The sequence below is a fragment of the Streptococcus australis genome (assembly GCF_019930045.1).
GTDB classification, from domain to species: domain Bacteria; phylum Bacillota; class Bacilli; order Lactobacillales; family Streptococcaceae; genus Streptococcus; species Streptococcus australis_D.
This window is the reverse complement of the sequence record NZ_JAHZQQ010000036.1, coordinates 1-20601: the sequence shown is the minus strand read 5'-3', so window position 1 is coordinate 20601 and position 20601 is coordinate 1. Positions and strand designations below refer to the sequence as shown.

Annotated in this window: 19 protein-coding genes and 1 riboswitch; of the genes, 2 read left to right on the top strand and 17 right to left on the bottom strand. The window is 41.5% G+C overall.

The genetic code is table 11. The features are described from left to right. Positions 1–202, top strand: a 202-nt coding sequence (locus K1J10_RS07580; protein WP_223356546.1) for a hypothetical protein, incomplete at its 5' end; no start/stop codon positions are given. Between the two features lie 514 nt (positions 203–716). On the opposite strand, the gene K1J10_RS07575 is transcribed toward K1J10_RS07580, so the two are convergent. The 13 genes from K1J10_RS07575 to K1J10_RS07515 form a co-directional block, all read right to left on the bottom strand. Further along, positions 717–1589, bottom strand: coding sequence for an Rgg/GadR/MutR family transcriptional regulator (locus tag K1J10_RS07575; RefSeq protein ID WP_223356543.1), 873 nt, complete (start codon positions 1587–1589; stop codon positions 717–719). A 441-nt stretch (positions 1590–2030) separates the two neighbouring features. Further along, positions 2031–2741 carry an ABC transporter ATP-binding protein gene (locus K1J10_RS07570; RefSeq protein ID WP_003005434.1) on the bottom strand — a complete coding sequence of 237 codons (711 nt, stop codon included), beginning with the start codon at positions 2739–2741 and terminating at the stop codon, positions 2031–2033. Next, on the bottom strand, positions 2741–3505 hold the full coding sequence (locus K1J10_RS07565) for an ABC transporter ATP-binding protein (RefSeq protein ID WP_223345220.1): 765 nt from the start codon (positions 3503–3505) through the stop codon (positions 2741–2743). Before K1J10_RS07565 ends, K1J10_RS07570 begins: the two co-directional genes overlap by 1 nt. Then, a complete protein-coding gene (locus K1J10_RS07560) occupies positions 3505–4452 on the bottom strand; it encodes a branched-chain amino acid ABC transporter permease (protein ID WP_048689708.1) in 948 nt (315 codons plus the stop codon). Before K1J10_RS07560 ends, K1J10_RS07565 begins: the two co-directional genes overlap by 1 nt. A 3-nt stretch (positions 4453–4455) precedes the next feature. Continuing rightward, positions 4456–5325 carry a branched-chain amino acid ABC transporter permease gene (locus K1J10_RS07555; RefSeq protein ID WP_009731472.1) on the bottom strand — a complete coding sequence of 290 codons (870 nt, stop codon included), beginning with the start codon at positions 5323–5325 and terminating at the stop codon, positions 4456–4458. An 81-nt stretch (positions 5326–5406) separates the two neighbouring features. Continuing rightward, positions 5407–6564 (bottom strand): ABC transporter substrate-binding protein, encoded by a 1158-nt coding sequence (locus K1J10_RS07550; protein WP_006595827.1) that lies wholly within the window; start codon positions 6562–6564, stop codon positions 5407–5409. Positions 6565–6656: 92 nt separating this feature from the next. Next, on the bottom strand, positions 6657–6941 hold the full coding sequence (locus K1J10_RS07545; RefSeq protein WP_048689712.1) for a DUF2129 domain-containing protein: 285 nt from the start codon (positions 6939–6941) through the stop codon (positions 6657–6659). 131 nt (positions 6942–7072) lie between these two features. Continuing rightward, positions 7073–7663 carry an ATP-dependent Clp protease proteolytic subunit gene (locus tag K1J10_RS07540; RefSeq protein WP_023024046.1) on the bottom strand — a complete coding sequence of 197 codons (591 nt, stop codon included), beginning with the start codon at positions 7661–7663 and terminating at the stop codon, positions 7073–7075. Positions 7664–7825: 162 nt separating this feature from the next. Then, positions 7826–8455, bottom strand: coding sequence for a uracil phosphoribosyltransferase (gene upp, locus K1J10_RS07535; protein ID WP_048689715.1), 630 nt, complete (start codon positions 8453–8455; stop codon positions 7826–7828). A 100-nt stretch (positions 8456–8555) separates the two neighbouring features. Next, entirely contained in the window at positions 8556–11216 is a 2661-nt protein-coding gene (gene mgtA / locus K1J10_RS07530; protein WP_223356540.1) for a magnesium-translocating P-type ATPase, read from the bottom strand. 223 nt (positions 11217–11439) lie between these two features. Next, a riboswitch (M-box (ykoK) riboswitch) is annotated at positions 11440–11594 on the bottom strand. A gap of 41 nt (positions 11595–11635) precedes the next feature. Next, positions 11636–12805, bottom strand: coding sequence for a MalY/PatB family protein (locus K1J10_RS07525; protein WP_156676917.1), 1170 nt, complete (start codon positions 12803–12805; stop codon positions 11636–11638). A 9-nt stretch (positions 12806–12814) separates the two neighbouring features. Next, on the bottom strand, positions 12815–13909 hold the full coding sequence (locus K1J10_RS07520; RefSeq protein ID WP_048689723.1) for a cystathionine gamma-synthase: 1095 nt from the start codon (positions 13907–13909) through the stop codon (positions 12815–12817). Positions 13910–14048: 139 nt separating this feature from the next. Further along, positions 14049–15677, bottom strand: a complete 1629-nt coding sequence (locus K1J10_RS07515; RefSeq protein ID WP_223356538.1) for a putative polysaccharide biosynthesis protein — start codon at positions 15675–15677, stop codon at positions 14049–14051. 86 nt (positions 15678–15763) lie between these two features. On the opposite strand from K1J10_RS07515, the gene K1J10_RS07510 reads away from it, so the two are divergent. After that, the gene (locus K1J10_RS07510) at positions 15764–17209 is read left to right on the top strand and encodes a UDP-N-acetylmuramoyl-L-alanyl-D-glutamate--L-lysine ligase (protein ID WP_223356536.1); all 1446 of its coding nucleotides are present in this window, start codon (positions 15764–15766) and stop codon (positions 17207–17209) included. Between the two features lie 37 nt (positions 17210–17246). Here K1J10_RS07510 and K1J10_RS07505 read toward each other — a convergent pair whose 3' ends face one another. The 4 genes from K1J10_RS07505 to pflA all read right to left on the bottom strand — a co-directional run bounded on the left by K1J10_RS07505 (position 17247) and on the right by pflA (position 20314). Then, positions 17247–17897 carry a DUF1803 domain-containing protein gene (locus tag K1J10_RS07505; protein ID WP_048689733.1) on the bottom strand — a complete coding sequence of 217 codons (651 nt, stop codon included), beginning with the start codon at positions 17895–17897 and terminating at the stop codon, positions 17247–17249. Next, positions 17881–18393, bottom strand: a complete 513-nt coding sequence (locus tag K1J10_RS07500; protein WP_125329098.1) for a YiiX/YebB-like N1pC/P60 family cysteine hydrolase — start codon at positions 18391–18393, stop codon at positions 17881–17883. Before K1J10_RS07500 ends, K1J10_RS07505 begins: the two co-directional genes overlap by 17 nt. A 63-nt stretch (positions 18394–18456) precedes the next feature. Continuing rightward, complete coding sequence (locus K1J10_RS07495) at positions 18457–19392, bottom strand: manganese-dependent inorganic pyrophosphatase (RefSeq protein WP_048689738.1); 936 nt, start codon at positions 19390–19392, stop codon at positions 18457–18459. Between the two features lie 127 nt (positions 19393–19519). After that, complete coding sequence (pflA, locus tag K1J10_RS07490) at positions 19520–20314, bottom strand: pyruvate formate-lyase-activating protein (protein WP_223356534.1); 795 nt, start codon at positions 20312–20314, stop codon at positions 19520–19522. Between the last annotated feature and the right edge of the window lie 287 nt (positions 20315–20601).

Genomic DNA, 20601 nt, shown 5'->3' with positions numbered 1-20601 from the left:
GACACACTTGAAAGCTTATTTGATTAACACTCCGCAACTTTACTTGAGTGTTTACACAAAATTATTGACAGAATCATCATTACTTTTATCAGTATTAAGTTTATATCCTTTCCCTAAGGAAGGTAATAGAAAAATATCATCATCTTTTTTTAGAAAGGATAATCCAGATTTTAATATCTTTTTCATTTTTACACTCCATTAAATACTGTTTTGATAGTAAAAATAAGTCATATAAACACAAATAGTACTCCTACCAAGTACTATTTGTATTATATTATTAATACCAAATTACAAACTTAACAATTCCAAAGACAGCCACAAACAGTAGTAACAACTGATTCAACTTCAATTTCTTCTAAAAACATGACATTCACCTCCATATGATTTTAATTAGATATTATATTGCAACAATTAAAGCGGTAGGCTTCTTTAATTATTGACAACCTTAGTTTACTACAATATTTTTAAATTCAAATAAAATTTCATATATGAAATTTTTTAAAAATCCCCCAATTTTTATTTACAATAATCTTGCAAATAAAAATTAGGGGAAAGAAAAATGAAGAAAAAATACATGATTCTATTTCTAATATTGGATATTATTATTTACTTACCAAATGCGCCAAAATAATTGCTTAGATATAATGAAATATCAGAAACAATAAAAATATTTCAAATATATCTTCAAATAGATTTTTAAGTACTTAGCTAATAAATCACTCTCCATTCAATTGAATCCCAAACTGATCCAATTTCATTTCTAAAATATCAGTTAGCTCACTATTACCAATAACACGAAGAGACTCTATAAAATGTTTGATTTCTTTTTTAGAGTTTTTTGACTTTGAATAACCATCTATTAATTTTAAAAATTTCAACAACATAATTTCTAACAGGTCATACGGAAAAAGAAGGTTTTCTAGTTCGTTTATTAATAATGGAACTTGTTCATAAATTTTTCTTAAAATCAATTCGCCAATTAAATTTACGTAGGCTAATTTTAATGAATTTAAATTATGTGTAAGAAAACTATATTCTTTTGTTCGTTCTGAAAGGTTACGACCAAAAAATAATAGATCTTCATCTGAAATTAAAGTCATTGTATTTCCAAATATATATAATTCAAACCATGTCCAAGATTCAATTGAAAATAGATAATCTACCAATACTTTTCTATCTTCTATATTTATTTCATAGTTTTGATCTAATGAATGAATCGCATTTTCAATAATAAATGACTGAATCCTTTGATATTGATCCGTCTCTTCACTCTGTAATACTTCAGTTAATAGATACTCTAATCCTTTAATATCTTGTTTCAAAAATAAACTGGATATCTTCTTACCTAAAATAATATCTTTAGGTAATTCATAATTATTTAATTTATGGCCAAACTCTTCAAAAGTCATGTGGATTGATTCTATCGCTATTAATAATTTATCAGCACTTAACATCGTTTGCCCATTTTCAAATTTAGACAATTGTGCTATGCTTAATCCTTTTCTAGCAACATCCTTTTGTTTTAAGCCTCTAGCAACTCTTAGCTCCTTATATAATTCACCCAATTGAACTTTACGATCTATACGCATATCTTATAATCCATTTCAGTCATTAGTAATTACGTTTATTTTACCAAATTAATAAAGGAAATTAAATATTTTAAATTGTTTTACTAAAAAAAATCTCAGTTAGTAAAAATTCAAAAAGAAAGGTCTTTCGGGCCTTTCTTTCGAATATTGTAAAACTACCTTTCCTATAATATAAGATTAATAATTCTTCATAATAGAAATTATGCTATTTTTTGAATCATTAGGAGTATATAGAAACTTTCCGCCGTGAGAAAAGTGCTAGAAACATTATTGTTTCTAGCACTCGGGAGTTTTGAGACCTTAGGCTCAAAACTAAGTCATGGAACTTCGTAGAAGTTCGCTGACGTCCGTACTCACCTAAGGAAAGTTTCTAAATTATCTTTGTCATCAATCCGAAGAAAGGTTTCGCTAACTTTTTCTTTCAAACAAACTTTAGAAATCTTATCCACCAAGGTAGGCCTTGCGGACTTCTTCTGAGGCTAAGAGTTCTTTTCCTGTTCCGGTAAGAACGACTTTCCCTGTTTCCAAAACATAACCGCGGTCTGCGATGGCAAGGGCCTTATTGGCATTTTGCTCGATCAAGAGAACCGTTGTTCCTTGTTTTTGGATATCTTGGATGATATCAAAGATTTCTTGGATAAAGATTGGAGCCAATCCCATAGAAGGTTCATCCAGAAGCAAGAGTTTTGGCGTCGACATAAGTGCACGACCCATTGCAAGCATTTGTTGTTCCCCACCAGATAGGGTTGCTGCATCTTGGTTCTTCCGTTCTTCCAAACGTGGGAAACGGGAGAAGACTTTCTTCAAGTTAGCTTGATTTTCTTCTCGATCTTTCTTCAAGAAAGCTCCCATCTCCAAGTTTTCCATAACAGTTAATCCTGGAAAGACATGACGACCTTCTGGAACTTGAGAGAGTCCCGCTGCTACAATCTTTTGAGCCGGAACCTTTTGAATCTCCTGACCCAAAAACTCGATTTTCCCAGCACTTGGACGCACCAAACCGGAAATGGTACGAAGAATAGATGTTTTCCCAGCTCCGTTAGCACCGATAAGAGAAACAACTTCCCCTTCGTTTACCTCGAAACTGACATCACGGACAGCCTGGATCATGCCATAGTGTACAGAAAGATTTTCAACTTTTAACATAGACATTAGGCTTCACCTCCTAGATAGGCTTCGATTACGCGTTTGTTGGTCTTGATTTCATCTGGCGTACCATGGGCAATCAAGCGACCGTATTCCAATACATAAATCCGTTCTGTTACTTCCATAACCAAGCTCATATCGTGCTCGATCAGCATGATCGTAATATTAAATTCTTTTTGAATGCGACGGATCAATTGGGTCAATTCTGCTGTTTCTTGAGGGTTCATCCCTGCAGCAGGTTCATCCAAGAAGAGGATTTTTGGCTCTGTCGCAAGGGCACGAACGATCTCCAAGTGACGTTGTTGTCCGTAAGCCAAGTTTTTAGCCAAAGTATCTGCTTCTTTTTCCAAACCGAAAATGGCTAACAATTCAAGGGCTTTTGCTTTCAAAGCTTCTTCATTCTTGTAATAGCTTGGCAAGCGGAAAAGACTCGCAAAGACATGTGGTTTGTGGTGGTTGGCAAAGGCAATCAAGACATTGTCCAAAACGCTCAAATCTTTAAAGAGACGAATATTTTGGAAAGTCCGTCCCAGACCACCTGCAGCGATTTTATAAGGTGCTTTACCATTTAATAGGTGACCGTCTAAGGTAATGGTCCCTTCACTTGGTTCATACACTCCTGTTAGGAGGTTGAAGAGGGTTGTTTTACCGGCACCGTTGGGCCCGATCAACCCAACCAATTCCCCTTCATTGAGTTCCATGGTCACATCCCCAACGGCTGTCAAACCACCAAAGTTTTTTGTTAAATTTTTTACTTCAAGAAGTGCCATTAGTTAGCCTCCTTTTTTGAGAGTAGTTTTTTCAAGCTGAATTCCCATGTTCCAAGAAGACCACCTGGACGGAAGATCATCACGAGAATCAAAGCCAATGAGTAAATGATCATACGTACACTTGAGAAGTCTTGAAGCACCATGTTCAAGATCCCCAAGACGATAGCTGCCACAACTGTTCCTGACATTGATCCCAAACCACCAAACACGACAATGATCAAGACATTAATAGTATTGGTGAAAGAATAATCTTTCGGAACGACAGATCCAATGAAACCTGCTTGGAGAGATCCTGCAATCGCTGCTGTGATCGCACCGAAAACAAAGGCGATGACTTTAACTTTGGTCGTATTGATCCCAACAGATTCTGCTGCGATTTCATCTTCACGAACAGAGAGGGTAGAACGTCCAATTGGACTGCGTAAGAAGTTGATGGTAAAGATGGTTGTAATCACGACAAAAAGGTAAACCAATTGCCAGGTTGTAAAGGCTGGCAAACCAAGGATCCCAGCGGCACCATTGGTGAGAGTACCACCATTGACGATCAAGATCCGGATGATTTCAGAAACCCCCAGTGTCGCAATCGCGAGGTAGTCCCCTTTCAAACGAAGGGTTGGAACCCCAACGATCAAGGCAACGAGACCTGCGATCAAAGCCCCTAAAACCATCGCACCAAAGAAAGCCCCGTAGGTTGGTGATTTAGAACCGAGAATGGCTGCAGAATAGGCACCAATCGCCATAAATCCGGCATGACCGAGTGAGAATTGACCTGAGAAACCAACAATGAGGTTCAAGCCAACTGCAAGGATAATATTAATTCCGATTTGTTCTAAAATTTGGATATAGAAGAGGTTGAGCACACCCGCTGCAACCAAGACTTGGATCAAGGCAAAACCTGCGACCAAAAGACCAAGCCAGACTAAATTCACTTTTAAATTTTGTTTCATGGCTTACACCTTCTCTTTCACATTTTTACCGAGGATACCTGCTGGACGGATGAGCAAGATCACAATCAAGATGGCATACACAATAGCATCACGGAAGTCTGAAAGACCAATCGCTGTAGCGAAAGTTTCCAATAAACCGATGACAAAGCCACCTAGGGCCGCGCCTGGAATGATTCCGATTCCTCCAAGAACGGCTGCGACAAAGGCTTTGATCCCTGGTGTCATCCCCATCAAAGGTTCGATTGAGTTGTAATACAAACCGATCAAAACCCCACCAGCACCCGCTAAGGCTGATCCCAAAGCAAAGGTAAAGCTGATGGTCCGGTTTACGTTAATCCCCATCAATTGAGCGGCATCGCTATCAACAGAAACGGCACGCATGGCTTTCCCCATCTTTGTCTTTTGGATAATAAATTGAAGAGCGACCATCAAGAAAATAGACACTCCTAAAATCATCAACTGAATGTTAGAGATCGAAATGGGACCAAAATTGTAACGAACAGTTTCAATGACTTGCGGGAAGGAACGGGTATTGGCCCCTACAAAGAAGACCATCCCATATTCAAGCAAGAAGGAAACCCCGATGGCTGTGATCAAGGCTGCAATCCGAGTCGAATGACGAAGCGGACGATAAGCCAGATATTCAATCACAACCCCTAAAATAGCTGTCCCGACCATAGCTAGAAGCAAGGCTACAAAGAAGTTAACTTTCAATGAGTTCAATAAGAAATACCCCATAAAGGCACCTACCATGTAGATATCCCCATGGGCAAAGTTGATCAATTTGATAATTCCATACACCATAGTATAACCAAGGGCTAAGAGTGCATAGACACTTCCCAAGATTAGACCGTTCACTAATTGCTGGAGCATTTGAACCATCCTTTCTAATAATAAAGAGCGAGGCCAGGAATTTTCATTCTCCCAGCCTCTTGTACAAACAACAAATGATAATTAAGGTTTAACCGACTCAACTGACTCAACTTTACCATCTTTTAAGCCAATCATAAGTGCAGATTTAACCGGATTATGGTCTTTGTCAATAGACATTGTACCAGTAACACCTTCCAAGTCTTTCAACTTCGCAAGGTTGTCTTTCAATTCGACAGAGTTCTTAGCACCTTTAGATGCTTCTGCAACCATGTAAACTGAATCATACGCCAAAGCTGCAAACATTGAAGGTTCTTCGTTGTATTTTGCTTTATAAGCTTCTACGAATTTTTTGGCTTTATCAGTCATTTCACCTTCAGTAGAGAATCCAGCTACGTAGTAGATGTCTGTAGCTGCAGCAGGTGTTGCTTGTTCAACGAATTTAGCATCGCTAAATCCATCACCACCAATGATTGGTTGTTTGATTCCCATACCACGTGCTTGGTTTACGATTTTACCAGTTTCAGTGTAGTACCCTGGAAGGACAATCGCATCGAAGTCTTTGTCTTTGATTTTTGTAAGAGCAGCTTGGAAGTCTGTATCCTTAGATTGGAAAGTTTCTGTTGCTACGATTTCACCTTTATAAGATTTCTTAAAGGCTTCAGCAATCCCTTTAGCATAGTCAGATGAATTATCGTAGTATAGAACAACTTTCTTCGCTTTCAAGTTATCCGTTGTATATTTAGCAATGATTTGTCCTTGGAAGCTATCGATGAAGGTTGCACGGAAAAGGTAATCTTGACCTTTTGTCAAATTATCTTGTGTTGCAGATGGTGTTACCAATGGAACACCTGCTTTACCAGCATTCGCAACAGCTGCGGCAGTGGCACCTGAAGTAGCAGGCCCTACAAGAGCGTTCACTTTTGATTGAGTGACAAGGTTTGTAGTGATTGTAGCTGCTTCAGCTGTTTCAGATTTGTTATCTTTGTCTGTGACAACAATCTTCTTACCATCAGCTCCACCATTAGCATTGATTTCATCAACGGCTAATTGAGCACCTTTTTGTTCAGCACTACCATATGCTGCTACTTCACCAGTTTTTTCAAAGTTAAAACCGATTTTTAGTTCTTTGCCGATTTCGTTACCAGTTGTGTTTGAACCTGAAGTTGAAACTTCACCACAGGCCGCAAGAAGAGCGACACTTGCAATTGTTAAAAATGAAAGAGCAAATTTTTTCTTCATTTGTAATAATCTCCTTAAATAATCTTAAAATAAATACATATTAAGAATATACCGAATTATCTGACAATTGTCAATATAAAAAACGCAATCCTTTAAATGATTGCGTTTTCTACTTGTGTTTCATCCTGTTGACGATGCAAACTTCCTACAAAATCACGATCCAATTCTTGAATATGGCAAATTTGAACCTTCTTTACAAAGCGTTCTTTTTTTAATTGCTGCATAATTTCAAGAACTTGAGGACTATCGACATAGACCTGGACATAGCGCATTTTTTTGGAATGATAGATCACATCCCCAATTTCCTGTAATTTCTTTGCATCTCGATTATAATACAATTTTACAATTAAGCCTGTTCTAGCTTGCTTCTCAAACATACACAATCCCTTTCTGCTTCTGTTACAAGTATAGCAAATTTCAGGTAAAAATACTATCTTTTTCTAGAAAGTAAAGAATGTCTTAAAAAAACCTCTCCTGTCAAAGGAGAGGGCTGGATGGTTAAGATTTCTTATCCGAGATTGTTGTTAGCCATGATTTCATCGATGAAACCATAAGCTAAGGTTTCTTCTGCAGTCATCCAATTATCCCGTTCTGCATCAGCGTGGATTTTCTTGATGGTTTGACCTGAATTTTCTGCCAAGATTTTTTCCAATCTGTGACGTGTTTTCAAGAGGTGTTCTGCTGCAATGGCCATATCCGTTTGTTGAGTACCGCCACCAGTACCACCCATTGGTTGGTGGATCATGTACTCAGCATTTGGCAACATGAAGCGTTTGCCTTTGGCACCACTTGATGCAATCACAGTCCCCATTGAAGCTGCCATCCCCATGACGATGGTTTGGACGTCTGATTTGATAAAGTTCATGGTATCGACGATTGCCAAACCTGCAGAGACAGAGCCTCCTGGCGTATTGATATACATATAGATATCTTTGGTATTATCTTGGGCATCCAAGAAGAGCAATTGGGCAATAATCGAATTGGCCATTTGGTCTTCTACCGGTCCTGTCACCATGATAATACGGTCTTTTAAGAGGCGTGAGTAAATGTCGTATGAGCGTTCGCCACGACTAGTTTGTTCAATTACTACTGGAATCATTCATTCATCTCCTTTTATCCATTATAACCGGCACCATCTCACGAGTTTCATCCGGTTGATTCGAGAGGCTAGCTCTCCTTCCATTCTTTATAAAAGCTATTATATCCCATTGGTCAACAAAGGTCAAATTTTTACTTTCCCAAAGATGGATTGGAAATGTGCTTATTTGGTACCAAACAAGCGGTCCCCAGCATCACCCAAACCTGGAACGATATAGCCGTTTTCGTTGAGGCGTTCATCCAAGGCTGCAGCAAAGATTTCGACATCCGGATGAGCTGTTTGAAGAGCTTCCACCCCTTCTGGTGCTGCAACCAAGCAGACAAATTTAATATGGCTTGCACCACGTTTCTTTAATGAATCTACCGCTAGGATTGCAGATCCCCCAGTCGCCAACATTGGGTCTACCACAAAGATTTGACGTTGGTCGATATCTTCTGGCAATTTCACCAAGTATTCAACTGGTTTCAAGGTTTCTTCATCGCGGTACATTCCGATGTGACCAACTTTAGCTGCGGGTACCAAACTCAAGAGTCCGTCTACCATCCCGATCCCTGCACGAAGGATTGGAACAATCGCTAGTTTTTTACCAGCAATTTGTTTTTGAACTGTTTTTGTAATTGGTGTTTCGATTTCTACATCTTCAAGAGGAAGTTCGCGCAAAACTTCGTATCCCATCAACATAGCAATTTCATCTACTAATTCACGAAAAGCCTTTGTAGAGGTATCTGTCCGACGCAAAATAGACAATTTATGCTGGATCAGTGGATGTTTAATAACTTCAAGTTTTCCCATTGTGATTCCTTCTTTCTCTATATTCATCTTATTATATCAAAAAGGAAGAAAAAGGCCTACAGATATGCAAACCTTTTCTTTTCTTATTTTAATGACTAGCTTATAGCCACTCCTTGTACTTGCCAATATAATAGTGTTTGACCAGGGTGACACTTGCCATATAAAGGAAAAGGATTCCCGCAAGTAATAGGAAGTAAAGACTATTTAGTGGCGCTACTTTCAACAAGGAAGCCAGTGGGCCATATGGTAGGAAGATCACAAAGAGGGCGCCCAATAAAGTCGTTGCCATAACAGCAAGGGCTGGCCGACTTTGAACAAAGGGCAATTTTGGAGAGCGGAGCATATAGATGACCATAGTTTGGGACCACATGGACTCAATGAACCAGCCGGTTTGAAAGAGCATGATGAAGAGTCCCGCACTGTCTGCTCCATGGACATAGCCATAGCCTGTAATCATGGGTACGATGATAAAGTAGAGAGCGATAAAGGTCAAGATGTCAAATACAGAGGAAATAGGACCAAACCAGGCCATAAAGCGGGTAATGGACTTTGCTTCCCAAATCCGAGGTTTCTTCAAGAAGTCCTTATCCACTCGGTCAAAAGGCAAGGCGATACAGGAAAGGTCATAAACCAAGTTTAAAACGATAAGATGGATAGGGGCCATTGGAAGGAAAGGAAGGAAAATACTGGCAAAGAGAAGAGAGAAGATATTTCCGAAATTAGAAGAAACAGTCATCTTGATGTACTTGGTCATGTTGGCATAAACTTTGCGGCCTTCTACCAAGCCTTTTTCGAGGACCATCAAGTCTTTATCCAGAAGGATAACATCTGCTGTTTCTTTGGCAATATCGACAGCTGTATCAACCGAAATCCCCACATCTGCCACTTTCATAGAAGGAGCATCGTTGATCCCGTCTCCCATATATCCGACCTTGTGGCCATTTGCTTTGAGTTGCAAGATAATGCGTGCTTTTTGATCTGGAGATAATTTTGCAAAAACGGTGGTGGTTTCTACTGCTTGGGCCAAGTCTGAATCAGAGAGACTGTCGATATCGCTACCCAGCAAAATGTGGTCAACATCCAGTCCCACCTTTTCACAAACCGCTTGGGTCACTTTCTCATTATCACCCGTAAGGATTTTAGTAGCAACTCCGTATTCCGCAAGAGTATTGATGGCTGGTGCTGCGGATGGTTTTGGTGGATCCAAGAAGGCTAGATAGCCCGTCAAGATCATGTCTGCTTCATCCGCTACTTCAAAGGCATAGCCTTCCTCAAGATTTGATTTGTAACTAACCCCTAGCACGCGCAAACCTTGTTCATTCAGTTGAGCTACTTCTGCCAAGACTTCTTCCCTCACTTGGTCTGTTAGGGGGATAATCTCATCCTTGTATTCCACATAGTTAGAGACTGCTAGCATTTCTTCCAGGGCTCCCTTGGTGACCATGCTCACGACTCCCTGCTCATCTTTGACAATGACACTCATCCGCCGGCGTTCAAAGTCAAAAGGCAATTCATCAATTTTTTGGAAGCTTTTGTCCAAGCCTCTGACAATCTCATGTTTCTTAGCTTCTCTTTCTGTCCGGCTGATAATAGCGCGATCCATTAAGTTTTTGAGGCCGGTTTGGAAGTAAGAATTGAGATAGGCCCGACGAAGGACAGACAAATCCAAGTCCCCACGAATGTCGAGGGGGTATTCGAGTACAATCTCATCTTGGGTCAAGGTTCCTGTCTTGTCCGTACAGAGGATATCAATAGCGCCTAGATCTTGAATAGCGTTGAGCTTTTTGATGACCACCTTTTCTTTGGCCATGATAATGGAACCCTTGGCCAAGCTAGCTGTGATAATCATTGGGAGCATTTCCGGAGTCAAGCCCACCCCTACACTGAGGGCAAAGACCCCTGCTTCCAGCCAATCCCCATCTGTCAAACCATTGATAAAGAAGACGATGGGTACCATGACCATCATCAGTCGGATCAACAACCAAGAGATGGTGTTCATTTCTCGTTCAAAAGAGGTTGGTTCATCATAAGTATTGATGGTTTGCTCAATCGCTCCCATCATGGTTTCATCCCCAACGACCAAGACCAAGGCTGTTGCTCGACCTGAGATGACGTTGGTCCCCATGAAAGCTAGACTTTCACTCTCCAAAAGACTGTCTAGATTTTGGCCAGTCGCTTTTTTCAAGCAGACTTTTTCGACAGCATCGCTCTCTCCAGTCAAACCAGATTGTTGGACGAAGAAGTCTCGAGAATCCAACAAGACCACATCCGCTGGGATCATGTCGCCTGCACTCAATTTGATCAGGTCTCCCACCACAATCTCATCAATGGGAATTTCTTCTTCTTTGCCATCTCGAATGACCGTTGCTGTATTGACAATCATGCGAGAAAGGTTGCTAGCAGCCTTGTCACTTCGCAATTCTTGGATAAAGCGAATCCCTCCAGAGAGAAGGACGAGAACGACGATGATGAGAGAGGTCGTTGGATCTTCCTCACCTGGTTTGGCTAACCAAACATTGGTCACCAGAGAAACAAGGGCAATGAGCAGTAAGATGATTGTGAAGGGATTGATGATGGATTCAACAATCCGTTTCCATATAGAATCATCTTGCCCCTTTGTGAGGACATTTTCTCCATAGTTATCCCGGTTTTCCTCTACTTGGTCTTCCATCAAGCCAGACCAGCTGGATTGATAGGTTGCTAAGGTTCTTGTTTCTGCATCTTGCAATGCAGCAATGAGTCTTTCTTTTGTTGTTTGCATTGGAATCTCCTTTTAAATCAGGAGCCAAACGCTTATAGAGTCCCGATGACACAAATCAGCGATTGGCTGGCTATGTGCGGTTCGGGATGATCGTCGATTTGTATCATAGTGCTCTCCTTTTTTACTTGATAGGTGAGAGGCTTCTTAAGCATTAGAAAAGAGCCCTCCCCTTTTACAGGTAGGACTCATTAAACTCGTCGTTTATTTTTTAATAAAAATTCTCAAAAAATAGACCGTCCAAGCTTTAGCTCCACAAGGCAATGAAATGAGCTTAGTCTTGACCTTTGCGATCAGGACTGTTGACCAACGAGTAGTGTCTCCACTGCTTTGCGGTAGTCATCCGTATCCTTGTGGTAGCCTCACCTACCGTTATTCCCTTTGAGTATACTCCTCCCCTATAGAAAAGTCAACCCTTAAAATCAACCTTTTTTAGGAAAATTTGTTACGATCCGATCGACAATCTCTTGGACTAGGGTTTTCGGAGCTGCCACATTCAAACGGGCATGTTGCTTCCCTTCTACTCCAAAGTCTGTCCCTTTATTGAGGATGACCTTAGCCTGGTCATGAAGTCGAGCATGGAGTTCTTCTTCTGACAAACCGTAGGCAGAAAAATCAAGCCAGAGTAGATAGGTCCCTTGCGGTTTCATCACACCAATGTCTGTCTGCTCACGCAAAACTTCTACAGTGTAGTTGATATTTTCTTCCAAGACTTCCTTTAAGTCCTCTAACCAGCCTTTTCCATTCTGATAGGCTACTTCGGTGGCGATAAAGCCAAGGGCAGAAATCTCATGTTGATTGTTTCGCAACTGCTGAGCTTGGAAGGATTTTCTTAGTGCATCATTTTCGATGATGGCATAGGAATTTTTTGTCCCTGCGATGTTGAAGGTTTTGGTCGCACTCGATAAGACAAGGGTGAAGTCCTTAAAGCTTGGATCTACCGTATTAAAACATACGTGCCGATTTCCAAATAGCACCAAGTCTTGGTGAATTTCATCTGAAACAAGCAAGACCCCATGTTTTTGACAGAGACGACCAATCTTTTCTAGGACTTCTCGTTCCCAGACGCGACCGCCTGGGTTATGAGGATTGCACAGGATGTAGAGCTTGACTTGGTGCTCTTCAAAGTCTTTCTCCAATTGCTCAAAATCAATTTGGAAGAGTCCATCCACTTCTACTAAGGAATTGGTCACTAATTTGCGTTGATTGAGGCGGACACTACGGGCAAAGGGTGGATAGACTGGCGTATTGATGAGAACAGCCTCGCCTTCCTTAGTGAAAGCCTGAATAGCCGTCGAAATAGACGGAACCACACCCTCCATAAAGACAATGGCTTCCTTCTCAAAAACATATCCATGCTCTGACTTTTCCCAATTCTGAACAGTCTGGTAAAGCTCTTCACTAGGATAGGTGTAGCCGTAGACCAATTGATCCGCGTAATCTCGAATGGCTTGTCGAACCGCAGGCAAGGATTCAAAATCCATATCTGCAATCCAAGCAGGAAGAAGTTCTGGATCCTGCTCTGACTCCTTCCACTTGCTAGTATGATGCCCCAAACGATTAGGGACAGTCAAAAATTGTTCTTTTCCCATGATGGACTCCTATCTAGCCAATGCTTGTTCTAAATCCTCAATCAAATCCCGTGCATCTTCAATTCCGATGGAAAGGCGAAGCAAGTCATCCGTTAACCCATAGGAATGACGAACCTCTGCAGGAATATCTGCGTGGGTCTGTGTAGTTGGGTAGGTAATCAAACTCTCCACTCCACCTAAGCTTTCTGCAAAGGTAAAGACTTGCAAGTGGTTCAAAATGGTTGGAATCTTTTCTTGATGGCTTACTTTAAAGGAAACCATGCCTCCCTTGCCGGTATACAAGACTTCCTTAACAGCTGGATGCCCCTTCAAGAATTCCACTACCTTCTTCGCGTTTTCTGTAGAGCGCTCCATTCGAAGGGCTAAGGTTTTTAACCCACGGATCAATTGGTAGCTGTCAAAAGGAGAGAGAACAGCTCCAGTTGTGTTTAAGTTATAAAAGAGTTGCTCATAGAGACCTTCATCATCAGTCACTACAACACCAGCCAAAACGTCATTATGACCCGCTAGATACTTGGTCGCTGAGTGAAGGACGATATCTGCTCCTTCTTCAATTGGACGTTGGTAGATAGGGCTATAGAAGGTATTGTCTACAATCACTTTTGCCCCTTTTTCATGAGCGAGTTTAGCTAATTTCTGGATGTCAAACTCCAGCATGAGTGGGTTCGTAGGCGTTTCAATATAGAGAATATCCACCTCTCCCTTCAATCCCTCTACCAATTCTTCTTCAGAATTTGCATAGGTAAAGAAAAAGCGTCCTTCTTGTTCCATTTGGTTGAACCAACGGAAAGAGCCTCCATAAAGATCTCTTACTGCCAAAACCTTACTGCCAACAGGAAAAATACTAAAGGCTAAGACAATGGCAGACATACCTGAGCTCGTCACCAAGGCATGCTCTGCACTCTCAATAGCTGCCAAGGTCTTTTCAGCGTTTACCCGCGTCGGATTCTTGGTACGGATATAGTCAAAACCAGTAGATTGACCAAACTCTGGATGCTGGTAAGTGGTTGAAAAATGAAGCGGTGTAATCAAAGCCCCTGTTGCTGGATCCGACTTGATTCCCGCTTGAGCTAGGATGGTGTTAATATTCTTTTTGTGACTCATACAAACCTCCAATGGACCTAAATTCAATTGTCTCTATTGTATCACTTCTTTAGATGATTCGGTTTTTCCTTTTTCAAGAGCTAGATATAGCTTCAAACTATAATGAAAAAAGAGGTGGGATAGCCCCAACCTCTACTGATTATGAAATATGAAATTTATTTCGAAGACTAGCTGCCTTACTACCAATGAAGCGATCTAAGAAACGAAGACGAAGACCGAGGCCACCGTATACCACGATTCCCACACCACCAATCAGAGCTACATAAATCATGCTTGTCACTCGACCATTTGGTTTGATGACCAAGCCAAGGATAAAGCCTGCAATTAGGACCACCAAGAGCATGATCAAGGTGAGAATGGCTGTCAATAAGCTCCGTTTGAAGACTGTCTTGCGATTGAAATGAGTCACCTGATGAATTTCCTTGTACATAAGAACAATCGGAATCATGAGACCAATCGTAGTAGAAAGAAGAGGACCATAGGCTTTAAAGAGATAAATGAACGGTACTTGGAGAATCAGTTTCACCAATACTCCATAACCAAAGTAAAGAATTGCCTTCCGATTTTGGAAAAGAGCCTGGATCATTGGAGAGAGAACCGTATACAAGCCTAGGATGACCGTTTGTAACATGGCTAGGATAAAGAGTCCCAAAGCCAGGGAATCTGGTTTCCCGTAAAAGACCGTATAGAGAGGCTCAGCAATGGCTACTGCTCCAATCGTCGCTGGAAGCAAGAAGGCTACTAGCATGGTCAAATTATCTTGAACCAGCTTACCTGCAGCCCGGAAATCACCCTTGACATAGTTCTCTGTAAGAAGAGGGATTCCCACCCCACCGATCGATGTCGCAACTGCAATTAAAATCATGGTAATCTTGTTCGGATTCGCTGAGAAGTAGCTGAACTGAACCAACAACTCTGAACGAGTGAAGTTGGTGAACCAAGACATGACATTGCTATAGGTCATCTGGTCGATAATTTGAAAGAGTTGAATAGCTGATCCTGTCACAATGAACGGAATCGCTTCACGAATGGTATCCCACAAGAGAGCCTTGGTATCAATCTGGCTATCAGACTCTGGGCGATGGATAATGTGCTGTAGAAGCCCTGTTTTCCAGAGGTAATAGACGAGGACTAGAAGACTCGCTCCCATCCCAATAAAGGCTGCAAAAGTGGACTGGGTTACGGCTTCAACGTAATCACCTGAGCCGACCTTCATAATGAAGTAAGCTGTCAAGAGCATCCAGATAACCCGAATCACTTGCTCAGCAATTTGACTGATGGCGTAAGGCTTCAGATTGTTATGCCCTTGGAAGAAGCCACGAACGACACTCATGGAAGGAAAAATCAAGACTGCCCAAGACAAGCTCTGCATGACAGGGATTAGGTCTTTCCCACCTCCAGACAGATTTGCAAATACTGGAGAAAGCACATACATAATAATGGCAAAAACCAAGCCCAATAAAGACATGAACTTAAGGAAGCCACGAATCATGGCAAAACTGTGTTCTTCTTGCCCCTTGGTATTGTACTTGGCCACTTGCTTAGCAACCGCTACAGGAACTCCTGCAGTTGAAATCAGCAAAAACCAAGCGTAAATATTATAGCCCATAGTAAAGAGACCGTTTGCCTCTGCACCATGTTTGCCCATCCAGATATACCAAGGGATGATATAGGCTGCTCCTAAGAGACGACTAATGAAATTACTGGCTGTTAACCAGACTGTTCCTCGAAGCATCTGGGCCTGTTGATTACTTGTTTCGTTACTCATATCTTTCCTCTACTTTATAGTCTTCTTTCATTATAAACTTTTCCTTTACACTTGTAAAATAAGGTCTTTCAGTTTAAAATAGGATTATGATGAAGATAGAAACTGTACTAAACATTTTAAAAGAGGATCACAACTTTCGTGAGATCCTACAAGACGGAGAATACCACTATTCTACAAGTGGTGTTTCTTTTAATCAAATTAGCTACGATAGTCGAAAGGTCAACGCTGAGACCCTCTTTTTTGTGAAGGGGGCAAATTTCAAGAAGGAATTTTTGGAACAAGCGATCGAACAAGGTCTTCAGTGGTATGTCGCTGAGCAAGATTTTGAAGTCAGCATACCGGCCATTATCGTTACGGATATCAAACAGGCTATGAGCTTGATTGCCATGGAATTCTATGGCCACCCTGAGCGCCAGCTAAAACTCTTAGCTTTTACAGGGACCAAGGGCAAAACGACTTCTGCTTACTATGCCTACAAGATTCTTGAGCAAGGACACCGTCCAGCCATGCTATCCACTATGAATACAACCTTGGATGGCAAGACCTTCTTCAAATCAACCTTGACCACTCCAGAAAGCATTGATCTTTTTGAAATGATGGCCCAGGCAGTTGCCAACGATCGGACCCACCTGATTATGGAAGTTTCTAGCCAAGCTTATTTGGTGAAACGGGTTTACGGTCTGACCTTTGATGTCGGTGTCTTCCTCAACATCAGCCCTGACCATATTGGACCAATTGAGCATCCAACCTTCGAAGACTATTTCTACCACAAACGTCTCTTGATGGAAAATAGCCGTGCTGTTGTCGTCAATAGCGATATGGATCATTTTGAGATTCTTGCGGAACAAGTCGCTGAGCAAGACCACGACTTCTACGGTAGTCAATCAAGCAACCAAGTCCAGAACTCAAAAGCCTTTAGCTTTTCTGTCACTGGCAAGCTGGCGGGAGATTATGATACCCAGCTCATCGGTCACTTCAACCAAGAAAATGCTGTGGCTGCAGGTCTTGCCTGCCTTCGCCTAGGAGCGAGTCTCGAGGATATCCAAAAAGGGATTGCTAAGACGCGCGTTCCTGGCCGAATGGAAGTCTTGACTCAGCAAAATGGAGCCAAGGTCTTCATCGACTATGCCCATAATGGAGATAGCTTGAAAAAACTACTCTCAGTTGTTGAAACCCATCAAACGGGGACGATTTCACTGGTCCTTGGATCAACCGGTAATAAGGGAGAGAGCCGCCGCAAAGACTTTGGCTTACTCTTAGAAGACCATCCTGAGATCCAAGTCTTCCTCACAGCGGATGATCCCAACTATGAAGATCCTTTGGCTATCGCTGAAGAGATTAGCAGCTTCATCACGCGCCCTGTCGAGAAAATCGCAGATCGCGAGCAAGCCATTCAAGTAGCTATGGCAACGACCAGCAAGCCTGAAGATGCCGTCATTATCGCCGGAAAAGGAGCTGACTGCTACCAAATCGTCAATGGCGTAAAAGAAGAGTATCCAGGCGATGCCGCCATTGCTGAACGTTACCTTTAATCAAACGAAAGAAGGCTAGGAAAATTCCTAGCCTTTTTTATTGTTTGATAAACATCAGCCTTTCCTTGTCCAAGTCCACTGCTAATTCATATTTGCCTTCATCATTTTTGCGGATATAGCCTAAGACTTCTAAGCTATCAACAAAGATGTCTCTGCGCTTTTGCTGGACTTCTTCTTTTTTGAGGAACTTGAGCAAAAAGCTGGTCATATACTTAAGAGCATACTCAGGATTGACATCACCCAAAATAGCATAGAGTTTCTCTTGCTCCTCCGTCAAAGGGTATTGGTGTTTCACCTTGTAGAAGTAATTGGAAAGTGTCTGTGCATGTCGTTCGAAGTCAGTCTCCTCTATCAAAATCGCTGCATTGGTAGTATTGCGGAGTTCTGTTTGGAAGACCTTGGCTTTTAATTCTTGATAAACTGCACTGTCCTCTCGAACAAAGACCTCTTGATCCAGTTCAACTCGATCAGCTGACTCTAAGAAAGGCAAATTGAGAGTGTAGCGTTTATTTTCTCGAAGGATGAAGCCCGCTTTGATATACTCCTCCATCAGCTTATCCACTGGTTGATCTGGAAATTGGGCCTTGATTTGTCGCAGGATCACATCATCCTGCTGGTCCAGATAGTTGATCAAGTCCTTGAAAAATAGCTGACGTGTCAAACGTGTGGGATTAATGATCTGAATCATCCAAATACCTTTCTTTAAACTGTAGACGGGAAGACTGGGCTAACTGACTCGGGTTGGTTCCGGGCTGATCTAGGGGAACGGCTAGGCCAAGTTCCTTGTAGTAATCCAGCCAGAACGGACTAATCTCCTCTTCCTCATCTCCAAACTTCATGGGAATGGTCTCAAAAACAGGGAGTAGTTCAGCGATGAACTGGGAACAATAGAAACCTTTTCCATCTGGATAAAAGGACGCATTGTAGGGAGCTCCTAAAAGGCTCTCTGCTCGCTTTTTGACTTCTTCGTGATCAATCGCCGTATAGCGATAAAGGTCATAGACTTTTCCAGCTTCAAAGAAATCTTCGGGTGACTGGGAAAGAACACCACCTTCCACCCTAGCATGATAGATCTGTCCGTTCAAAAAGATAGCCACGTGACTGTAGTTACCTGTCGAGGCCTGGATGGCCTGGCCCATTTCCGTATTTTCTCTCACAAAAATCAAATCGCCAGATTCTAACATGGTCTCCTCCTAGCAAAAAAGGAGTCGAAACTCCTTTTTAACGATGGGTTTCCCCACCTATCATTATGCATTAAAGCTTTCAGTCAATTGAGGAACCACTTGTTTCTTACGTGAAACGGCACCTGGAAGGAAAGCATGATTGTTTTCAAGTTTGAAGTTGAAAGCTGCTTCTACCTTATCCATATTAGCACCAAGAGCCAAAATTTCTGAGTTTGAGTTGACAATATCAGTAATCATCAAAACGAAGTCAGAGTAGCCGTTAGCTGCATTGGCGGCTTGGATGGCTGCTTCGATTTCAGCTTGGCGTTCCAAAACTTCAGCAATATCAACTGTATTGACTTGGGCAACACGGACATTATTTCCGTTGAGTTCAAAAGTCTTAGCATCGATGTCAATCAATTCTTCTGCTGATTTGCTTGCCAAGTTGGTACCAGCCTTGAGCATGGCAAGACCATATTCTTCCAAGTTGACACCAGCCAATTCAGCCAATTCAGGTGCAATCACCTTATCAGATGGGTGAGTTGTTGGAGATTTCAAAAGAAGAGTATCTGAAATCAAACCTGAAAGCATCAAACCTGCGATTTCTTTTGGCACTGCTACACCGTGTTCTTTGAACATGCGGTATACGATAGAAGATGCTGAACCAACTGGTTCTAAACGCATGTAAAGTGGGCTAGCAGTTTCAAAGTTAGCCACACGGTGGTGATCCACTACACCGTATACTTCTACTTCAGCGATATCTGACACAGATTGTTGGAATTCATTGTGGTCCGTCAAGATGACTTGCTCTGCACCTTCTGCTTTAGCTGATGTGATCACGCGCGGTGCTTCCACACCAAAATAGTCCAATACGAAAGCTGTTTCTTCATTTGGAGTTCCTAGAGCCACTGCTTCTGTATCCAAACCGTATGCTTCTTTTGCAAGATAAGCAAAGGCTACAGATGAACCGATGGCATCTGAGTCAGGATTTTGGTGACCAAAAACGAGAATTTTTGACATGTTTCTACCTCTTCATTTTCATTTGTATATTCACTCTATTTTAGCACGTTTTTCCGTTTAAAGAAAGGGATAGTGATGCTTTTCATCAGAAAAAGACAGCTGGAAGGACCAACTGTCTCGATTTATTTTATCCTTTAACCCGTTTCAGGTAATCTTGGTAACTTTCCGTTTCCATCAAATCTTTTGCATTTTGAACCCGTTCTTTTGTCGGTGGTTTCACACCCTCCAACTTGTACGGGATGCCCAATTCCCGCCATTTGAACTCACCCATGGTATGGTAGGGCAGAATTTCAAATTTATCAACATTTTTAAGGGTTTTGACGAATTTCCCAAGTTCGATCAAGTCGTCGTCTCGGTCTGTAAGCCCAGGCACCAAGACGTGGCGAATCCAAACGGGCTTGCCAATATCAGACAAATACTTGGCACAAGCCAAAATATTCTTATTCGTTTGACTAGTTACAAATCTGTGCCGTTCATCGTTAATTTCCTTGATATCAAGAAGCACCAAATCGGTCACTGCCATCAGTTTGTCAAATTTTTCCAGGTAGCGAGGGGTATTGCGGAAAGGTAGAGCACAAGTATCCAGCGTACAGTGAATGCCCAACTCTTGAGCCTTGGTGAAGAGGGCAATCAAGAAATCTATCTGCAAGAGAGCTTCTCCCCCACTGACAGTGATTCCACCTTTTTGACCCCAAAATCCACGATAGCGGAGGGCTTCTTCTAGGACATCTTCCACTGTCCGTTCTCTAGACATGTTGGTTTCCATAGCCCAAGTATCCGGATTATGGCAATACTGACACCGCATTTGACAGCCTTGAAGGAAGACAATAAAACGGATCCCTGGTCCATCCACTGCACCGAAGCTTTCCGTAGAGTGTACCATTCCTGTTACTTTTCCATAGTCAACTGTTTCATTTTCCATGTCTTATCCTTCTCTCTTGAAAACGTTTTATGACTTTATTATAACACGATTCCTTGTGAATAAAAGGATTTTAATGATTTTTTAGAAAATAAACTGTTTTTCAATTTCATTCCATTGTATTAGTACAGGCCATTCCAGTAGCTGTTACTCTTACCTATTCTCTATGGCAAAAAAAAGAAAACGAAGAGCCGTTTTCTTTTTTTTTTTAATAGATAAATTGTAAAATATAGTGCAACAAAAAAACTCATAGCGTTTCATTGGGGTAAACTGTAAGTATTCACACAAAC